7 protein-coding genes are annotated in these 6,564 nt (G+C 67.3%); 6 read left to right on the top strand and 1 reads right to left on the bottom strand.

What is annotated here, in order from left to right; all coding sequences use genetic code 11:
• The 5 genes from Q0319_RS10450 to gabT form a co-directional block, all read left to right on the top strand.
• Positions 1 to 229 (top strand): LysR substrate-binding domain-containing protein (locus Q0319_RS10450; RefSeq protein ID WP_299452308.1); only part of this gene is annotated, 229 nt, incomplete at its 5' end.
• Positions 230 to 411: 182 nt separating this feature from the next.
• Positions 412 to 1,839: an MmgE/PrpD family protein gene (locus Q0319_RS10445; RefSeq protein ID WP_299452306.1), complete on the top strand. Its 1,428-nt coding sequence runs from the start codon at positions 412 to 414 to the stop codon at positions 1,837 to 1,839.
• Positions 1,840 to 1,878: 39 nt separating this feature from the next.
• Positions 1,879 to 2,226 carry a cupin domain-containing protein gene (locus Q0319_RS10440; protein WP_299452304.1) on the top strand — a complete coding sequence of 116 codons (348 nt, stop codon included), beginning with the start codon at positions 1,879 to 1,881 and terminating at the stop codon, positions 2,224 to 2,226.
• Positions 2,227 to 2,260: 34 nt separating this feature from the next.
• Entirely contained in the window at positions 2,261 to 3,742 is a 1,482-nt protein-coding gene (locus Q0319_RS10435) for an NAD-dependent succinate-semialdehyde dehydrogenase (RefSeq protein ID WP_299452301.1), read from the top strand.
• A gap of 110 nt (positions 3,743 to 3,852) precedes the next feature.
• The gene (gabT, locus tag Q0319_RS10430; protein ID WP_299452297.1) at positions 3,853 to 5,139 is read left to right on the top strand and encodes a 4-aminobutyrate--2-oxoglutarate transaminase; all 1,287 of its coding nucleotides are present in this window, start codon (positions 3,853 to 3,855) and stop codon (positions 5,137 to 5,139) included.
• 135 nt (positions 5,140 to 5,274) lie between these two features.
• Here the strand turns inward: gabT and Q0319_RS10425 are convergent, their stop codons facing one another.
• Positions 5,275 to 5,571, bottom strand: a complete 297-nt coding sequence (locus Q0319_RS10425; protein ID WP_299452294.1) for a hypothetical protein — start codon at positions 5,569 to 5,571, stop codon at positions 5,275 to 5,277.
• A gap of 439 nt (positions 5,572 to 6,010) precedes the next feature.
• On the opposite strand from Q0319_RS10425, the gene Q0319_RS10420 reads away from it, so the two are divergent.
• Positions 6,011 to 6,376, top strand: a complete 366-nt coding sequence (locus tag Q0319_RS10420; RefSeq protein WP_299452292.1) for a LysR family transcriptional regulator — start codon at positions 6,011 to 6,013, stop codon at positions 6,374 to 6,376.
• The last annotated feature ends 188 nt before the right edge of the window (positions 6,377 to 6,564 follow it).

The following is a 6,564-nucleotide window of genomic DNA, read 5'->3' as shown; positions in this document are numbered from 1 at the left end:
ACTGGCCTATGAGTCGCACTTCGCCGCGGCGATCTGCCACATGGTGTCCTGCGGCATGGGCGTGAGCGTGGCCAATCCGCTGGTGGCACGCAACTACGGCGGACGCATCGCCATGCTGCCGTTTGCACCCCACATCGAGTTTCCCACCTATCTCGCCTACCCGCTGAACAGCCCCATGAACATGCTGGCCAAAACCTTCGCCAAGGCCATGCGGGAGAGCAGCAGCTGACCCCATATCAAAAACGCATGCCGTTGGCCTCAATGCGTATTTGACCGTACCCGTGGGTGCTCTTTAGGCTGTCGCCTTGTCCGCTCCGCCAGAACTGGACCGATGGCGGTACAGCCATCGCAAGCGAATGCCGGCCCTGCGCCTTGCGCAGTCCGGCATCGATTGGTCTGACCGAGAATATCATGAGCCATCCCCGCGATACCGGGCTCACGCAGCTAGCCAGCCCCGAACCGAGCGCCGGTTTTGCGCCGATGGCCGCATGGCTGGACGGTTATCGGTACGACGATATCCCGCGGCAGACGCTGGAGGCGGGCAAGCAATGCCTGCTGGATGGGCTTGCGTGCCTGCTGGCCGGGCTGCACACGCAACCCGTGGCCGACTATCGCGAAGTCCTGCAGCTCAATTCCGTCAACAGCGCCGGCATCGTACCGGGCGGCGCCGGCACGCGGGCCGGTCTTTTCGACGCGGCGAATCTCTACGCCCACGCGGCCAACATCCTGGACTTCGATGATTGCTACCGGCAGGCGCCTTCGCATCCGGGCGCGACCATCATAGGCCCCGCGCTGGCCTGCGCGCATCTGCTGAAGTCCGGCGGCCGCGAGACGCTGGCGGCCATCATCAAGGCCTATGAGGCGTCGCTGCGCATCGGGACGGCCCTGTGCCCCAGCGATGATGCCCCATCGAAGGACATCGGCTACGCCACCTGGCAGATTTTCGGCGCCTTCATTGCGGCTGGGGTCCTGCTGAGGCTGGACCGCCGGCAATGGACGCAAGGATTCGGCCTGGCCGCCCAGAACGCGCCGGTCCCCATGATCGTGCGGGCCAATCCGCAAGGAGGATATACCTGGCTGAAGAACGCATACGGCGCCGCCGCCGCGGCCGGCGTCATGGCGGCGTTCCTGGCCAGGCAGGGCTATGCCGCAGACCAGCACTTCTTCTCGAAAGAGTTCGGCTTCTGGAAGATCTACGGCTCCGATCGCTTCCGGCCGGAGTGCCTGGATACCCTGCCCGGCGACGACTGGCTGATACGCCAGGTCGAGTTCAAGCCCTGGGCATGCTGCCGCTGGGCACATCCCGCACTGGAAGCGACGCTGCGGCTGAAACCGTCCATCGACCTGCGCAGACTGGAGTCCATAGAGATCCATGCCTTCAAGGAGTTCTGCGACACGCTGGACTCGCCCTACCCCACCAACCTCATCGACTCGCAATTCAATGCGCGCTTTCTGATAGCTGTGGCCCTGCTGCACAGCGACCTGAACACCGCGCTGAGGGCGCCGGATTTCGATTGCCCGCAGCTGCGCGGACTCTTCTCCAGGATCACGGTGCATCGCGACAGCCAGTGCGACGCCAGACGCCGCGTCGACATGTCGATTCCTACCCGCGTCGTCGTCAGGCTCCAGGGCGAACCCAGCCGGGAGCTGTTCGTGGCCGAGCCGCTGGGTTCGGGGCGCCGAGGCATCGCCAGCATGGAAGAAACGACGCAAAAGTTCCGCACCGCGCTCTCGCCGCTGATGCCCGAGGCGCGAATCCAGCGCACCATCGGAATCGTCGCGGCGCTGGAGCGGCATACGGCGGCCGAGCTGATGACGGCCGCGTTCCCTCAGGCTTGAAGCCATCCCGCAATTTCCCTACATCGATCCCCAACCCAAATGCCCATTACCGTCCTCTCCCAATCCGCCACTGTCGACTTGCCCGACGACGGGCCGCTCGCGGCATCGCTCACCCAGCCGCCCAGCCGCACCGGGACGCTTTACGTGCCCCTGGAAGGGGCCGGCGAGAACCGCACGGGCGTCTGGGAATGCACGCCCGGTCGCTTCGCGCGCCAGCTGCCCAATGCCGAACTCATGCACATCCTGTCCGGCGCCTGCACGTTCACGCCGGAGGGCGGCGAGCCGCGAGAGATCCGCGCCGGCGACACCCTGTTCTTCCCCGCCCACACGCGGGGCCTTTGGGATGTGCGGGAAACGCTGCGCAAGGTCTTCGTCGTATTCGCGTGAACGCGCACGCTCCGGCCATCGAGTAGGTTTTCCCATGCCCTTCACCTTCCAGAACTCCGATCTTCTTCCCGGCCAGAACTACATCGCTGGCACATGGCTCCCCGCCCGCGACGGCCGCATCCTGCTGGTGAGCGACCCGGCCACCGGAGAAGTCTTCGCCAGCGTACCGGACAGCGGGGCGCACGACGCCCGCGCGGCCGTCGACGCCGCGCACGCGGCCTTCAAGGCCTGGCGCAAAGTGCCGGCCAAGCAACGCGCGCAGATCATCAAGCGCTGGAACGATCTCATCGTGGCGCACACCCAGGACCTGGGCCGGCTGATCTCCAGCGAGCAAGGCAAGCCCCTGGCAGAAGGCACGGGAGAAGTCGCCTACGCCGCCAGCTATGTCGAATGGTTCGCCGAGGAGGCGACCCGCGCCGACGGCGCGGTCATCCCCGCGCCCGTGCCGGGCCGCCGCATGTTCGCGCTGCGGGAGCCGGTCGGCGTGGTAGCCGCCGTGACGCCCTGGAACTTCCCCGCTGCCATGATCGCACGCAAGATCGCCCCCGCCCTGGCCGCCGGCTGCACGGTGGTGTGCAAGCCCGCCGAGGACACGCCGCTGACTTCGCTGGCACTGGTCAAGCTGGCCGAAGAAGCCGGCGTCCCGCCGGGTGTGCTGAACATCGTTACGGCCTCGCGCGAGCGCGCCGCCGATGTGGTGGACGTGTGGCTGGATGACGCACGCGTGCGCAAGATCACCTTCACCGGCTCCACCCCGGTCGGCAAGCATCTGGCGCGCCGCTCGGCCGACACCCTGAAGAAACTGTCCCTGGAGCTGGGCGGCAACGCGCCCTTCATCGTGTTCGACGATGCCGACCTCGACGCCGCGGTGCAAGGCCTGATGGCCGCCAAGTTCCGCAACGGCGGGCAGACCTGCGTCTGTCCCAACCGCATTTACGTGCAGGACGGCGTGCATGACGCCTTCGTCGAGAAGCTGGCTGCCCAAGTAGCCGCCCTGAAGGTCGGGCCGGCGACCGATCCGGCATCGCAGATCGGCCCGATGATCAACGCCCGCGCGGTCGACAAAATAGAGCGCCACGTGCAGGATGCCGTCCGGCAAGGCGCCCGCATCGTCACCGGCGGCACGCGCCTTCGCCCCGAAGGCAAGGACGGCGCCTGCTATTACGCGCCTACAGTGCTGACGAACGTGACTGCAGCGATGGACTGCTCCTGCGAGGAGACCTTCGGCCCCATCGCTCCCCTCACCCGCTTCACCGACGAAGCGGAAGTCGTCGAGGCCGCCAATGCCACGCCTTTCGGCCTGGCGGCGTACTTTTACTCGCGCGACGTGCGCCGAATCTGGCGCCTGGCCGACGCACTGGAAACCGGGATCGTCGGCGTCAACGAAGGCGCGCTGGCCGCCGAGGCCGCGCCTTTCGGCGGCGTCAAGGACTCGGGCTACGGCCGCGAGGGATCGCGTCACGGCCTGGAGGAGTACATGCACATCAAGTATGTATGCCAGGGCCAGTTGGATTGACTGGCCCTGGCGCCTGATCCCCTGCAAGCCGGCCGAGGAGCCGGATCTCGCCCCCACCGGATTATCCAAGCGCGGCCGGAACGCCGCGCCCCTGAAGAGGCACCGGAGCAATGACCCGCAACAACCATGCCCATATCGAAACCCGCAGCCGCAACGTACCGCGCGGCGTCGTCACCGCGCATCCCATCTTCGCCGACAAGGCGCAGGGCGCCCTGCTATGGGACGTCGAAGGCAAGCGCTACATCGACTTCGTGGGAGGTATAGGCGTGCAGAACGTCGGCCACAATCACCCCAAGGTCGTCCAGGCCGTGCACCGTCAGCTCGAGCGCGTGTCTCATGCAGCGTTTCAGGTCGCCGGCTACGATGTCTATGTGGACCTGGCATCCAGGCTGAACGCGCTGATCGGCGGCGGCGAGGCTTACAAGACGCTGTTCGCCACCACCGGCGCAGAAGCGGTCGAGAACGCCGTCAAGATCGCCCGCGCCCATCGGAACGTACCGGGCATCATCGCATTCCGCGGCGGCTTCCACGGCCGCACGCTGCTGGGCACGACGCTGACCGGCTTCAGCGCCCCGTACCGACAGAACTTCGGGCCGTTCGCCAACGAGGTCTATCACGCTCCCTATCCCGACCCTTACCACGGGATTTCCAGCGCGGACGCTATCCGCGCCCTGGAAGACCTCTTCGCCACCGCGATCCTGCCCGAGCGCGTGGCAGCCATCATCCTGGAGCCGGTCCAGGGCGACGGCGGCTTTCTGCCCGCCGGCAAGGAGTTCCTGCAGGCGCTGCGCGCGCTGACGCAAAAGCACGGCATCGTGCTCGTCCTCGACGAGATCCAGGCCGGATTCGGCCGCACCGGAGAAATGTTCGGCTTCCAGACCGCCGGCATCCAGCCCGACCTCGTCACCGTGGCCAAGAGCCTGGCCGGCGGCCTGCCCCTGTCCGGCGTGGTCGGCCGCGCGGAAATCATGGACGCACCGCTGCCCGGCGGGCTGGGCGGCACTTATGGAGGCAATCCGCTGGCCTGCGCCGCCGCACTTGCGGTGCTGGACATCTTCGAGGAGGAAGACCTGCTGGCGCAGAGCCGCCGCCTCGGCGAGACCTTGCGCGCGGGACTGGACGCGCTCGCAGCCGACTACGAAGAGATCGGCGCCGTGCGCGGCCTCGGTCCCATGCTGGCCCTGGAATTCGTGCGCAACGGCGATCCCTTCCAGCCCGATGCGTACTTCGCCCAAGCCGTCATCGACGGCTGCCGGCAAGGCGGCCTGCTGGTCATCAAGTGCGGAGTGCACCGCAACACCGTGCGCCTGCTGGCCCCCCTCAATACGCCGCAGGAGCTCGTGCAGGAAGCGTTGGACATACTGCGCAACGCCATCGAAGGGGCGCGCCAGGCTTGAAGCTCGCGGTTCGGCCGAACGGACAACCGACTCGGAAGCTTCCTCACAGCCCGGACTCGACCGCAGGGTCCCCGCCAGGCAGCGTAGGGTGTCGTAGCGGTGGCGGCGCACGGCGCCGCAGCGGGCAGCCGATTTCTATCGGCCGGTACCTGTGCTGTTACCCGTACTGCCGGTGCTACCCGTGCCGCCCGGGCCGCCGGTACTGCCGCTGCCGGTGCCCGGGCTGCGGCGTAGCCTGGCTGTCTTGCCCGCCCCCGGCGCCGTGAGGCGGGCCGCGCCCGCCTTCGGCCGTTCGCGATCTTCCGGGTAGCCCATCCCGGGATGGGTCCCGCCGGGCGTGCTGGAGTCGCCCTCCATGTCGCTGCCCGGGGCACCGCTACCACTGGCGCCGACCCCGCCGCAGCCTTGCCCGCCTTCGTTGTGCGTGCCCATACCGGCCCGGAGCCCGCCCCCTGCACCTCCACGCCGACCCAGGCACGGCGCCCGCCAGCGCGCCCACCAACCTCATCGTTTTGCCGATCTTCCAGACGCCTCCTTACGCGAATGTCCGCCCGGGGGAGGCGTAGAAACTTCCGTGCCTGCGCCGGACGCAGCAGCGTTTGCACGCGCAGGTCCAGCGTGCCAAGCGTCAATTCGATGCTGTCGCTGCCGCCCGACTGGCTGCGCCGACAACGCAGATACTGATAATGCAGCGACGGCGAACGCCCTCCCGGCCGGGGCGTACCCGCAAGCCATCATCGTTCCAAGCGCCCCGCTTTCGAGGCCAGGGGGCTGCTGTCAGGACCCGCGCCTTGCCTCGGGATAATCTCCAGAACTTCATAATCTCCAGAACTTCATAATCTCCAGAACCTCATAATCTCCAGAACCTCATATGCCAGCTCAGTCGTCCACCAAGCTCCGCATTCAGTTCCGCATGCGCATCTACCGCGATGGCGGCACAGCTGTCGGGCCGGGCAAGATCGCGTTGCTCGAGGCGGTCGTGCGCACGGGCTCCATTACCGCCGCGGCCCAGGAAATGGGCATGTCCTACCGCCGCGCGTGGCTGCTGATCCACGAACTGAACCGGTCTCTGCGCCGGCCGGCGGTAGCAACCGCGGTGGGCGGTGCGCGCGGCGGGGGAACGACGGTCACCGAGACCGGCCACGAAATCATACGGCGCTATCGCAGCGTAGAGGCTGCCGCCGAGCGAGCGGCGGCAGCCGATCTCGCCGCGCTCAAACGGATGCTGGCGCCATAGGGCCTACCACGGCAAAGGCTCCTGTCGCCGGCTCTGGTTTTCGTTGTATTCTCACAGACATGACGAACCTCGACCTCGCCGCCTTCGACTGGTTTCCGCTGGACCTTTCCTTGAAAGTTGCGTCGCTGGCCACGGTGCTGGCGCTGGCAGCCGGCCTGCTGCTCGGATGGGTGTTCGCACGCAGGCCG

This window comes from uncultured Pigmentiphaga sp., from assembly GCF_937950555.1.
GTDB lineage: Bacteria > Pseudomonadota > Gammaproteobacteria > Burkholderiales > Burkholderiaceae_B > Pigmentiphaga.
This window is presented reverse-complemented; position numbering and strand designations above follow the sequence as displayed.

Coding starts and splice junctions, on each gene's coding strand:
- Q0319_RS10445 (WP_299452306.1), top strand. CDS start 412: ATGAGCCATCCCCGCGATACCGGGCTCACGCAGCTAGCCAGCCCCGAA.
- Q0319_RS10440 (WP_299452304.1), top strand. CDS start 1,879: ATGCCCATTACCGTCCTCTCCCAATCCGCCACTGTCGACTTGCCCGAC.
- Q0319_RS10435 (WP_299452301.1), top strand. CDS start 2,261: ATGCCCTTCACCTTCCAGAACTCCGATCTTCTTCCCGGCCAGAACTAC.
- gabT (WP_299452297.1), top strand. CDS start 3,853: ATGACCCGCAACAACCATGCCCATATCGAAACCCGCAGCCGCAACGTA.
- Q0319_RS10425 (WP_299452294.1), bottom strand. CDS start 5,571: ATGGGCACGCACAACGAAGGCGGGCAAGGCTGCGGCGGGGTCGGCGCC.
- Q0319_RS10420 (WP_299452292.1), top strand. CDS start 6,011: ATGCCAGCTCAGTCGTCCACCAAGCTCCGCATTCAGTTCCGCATGCGC.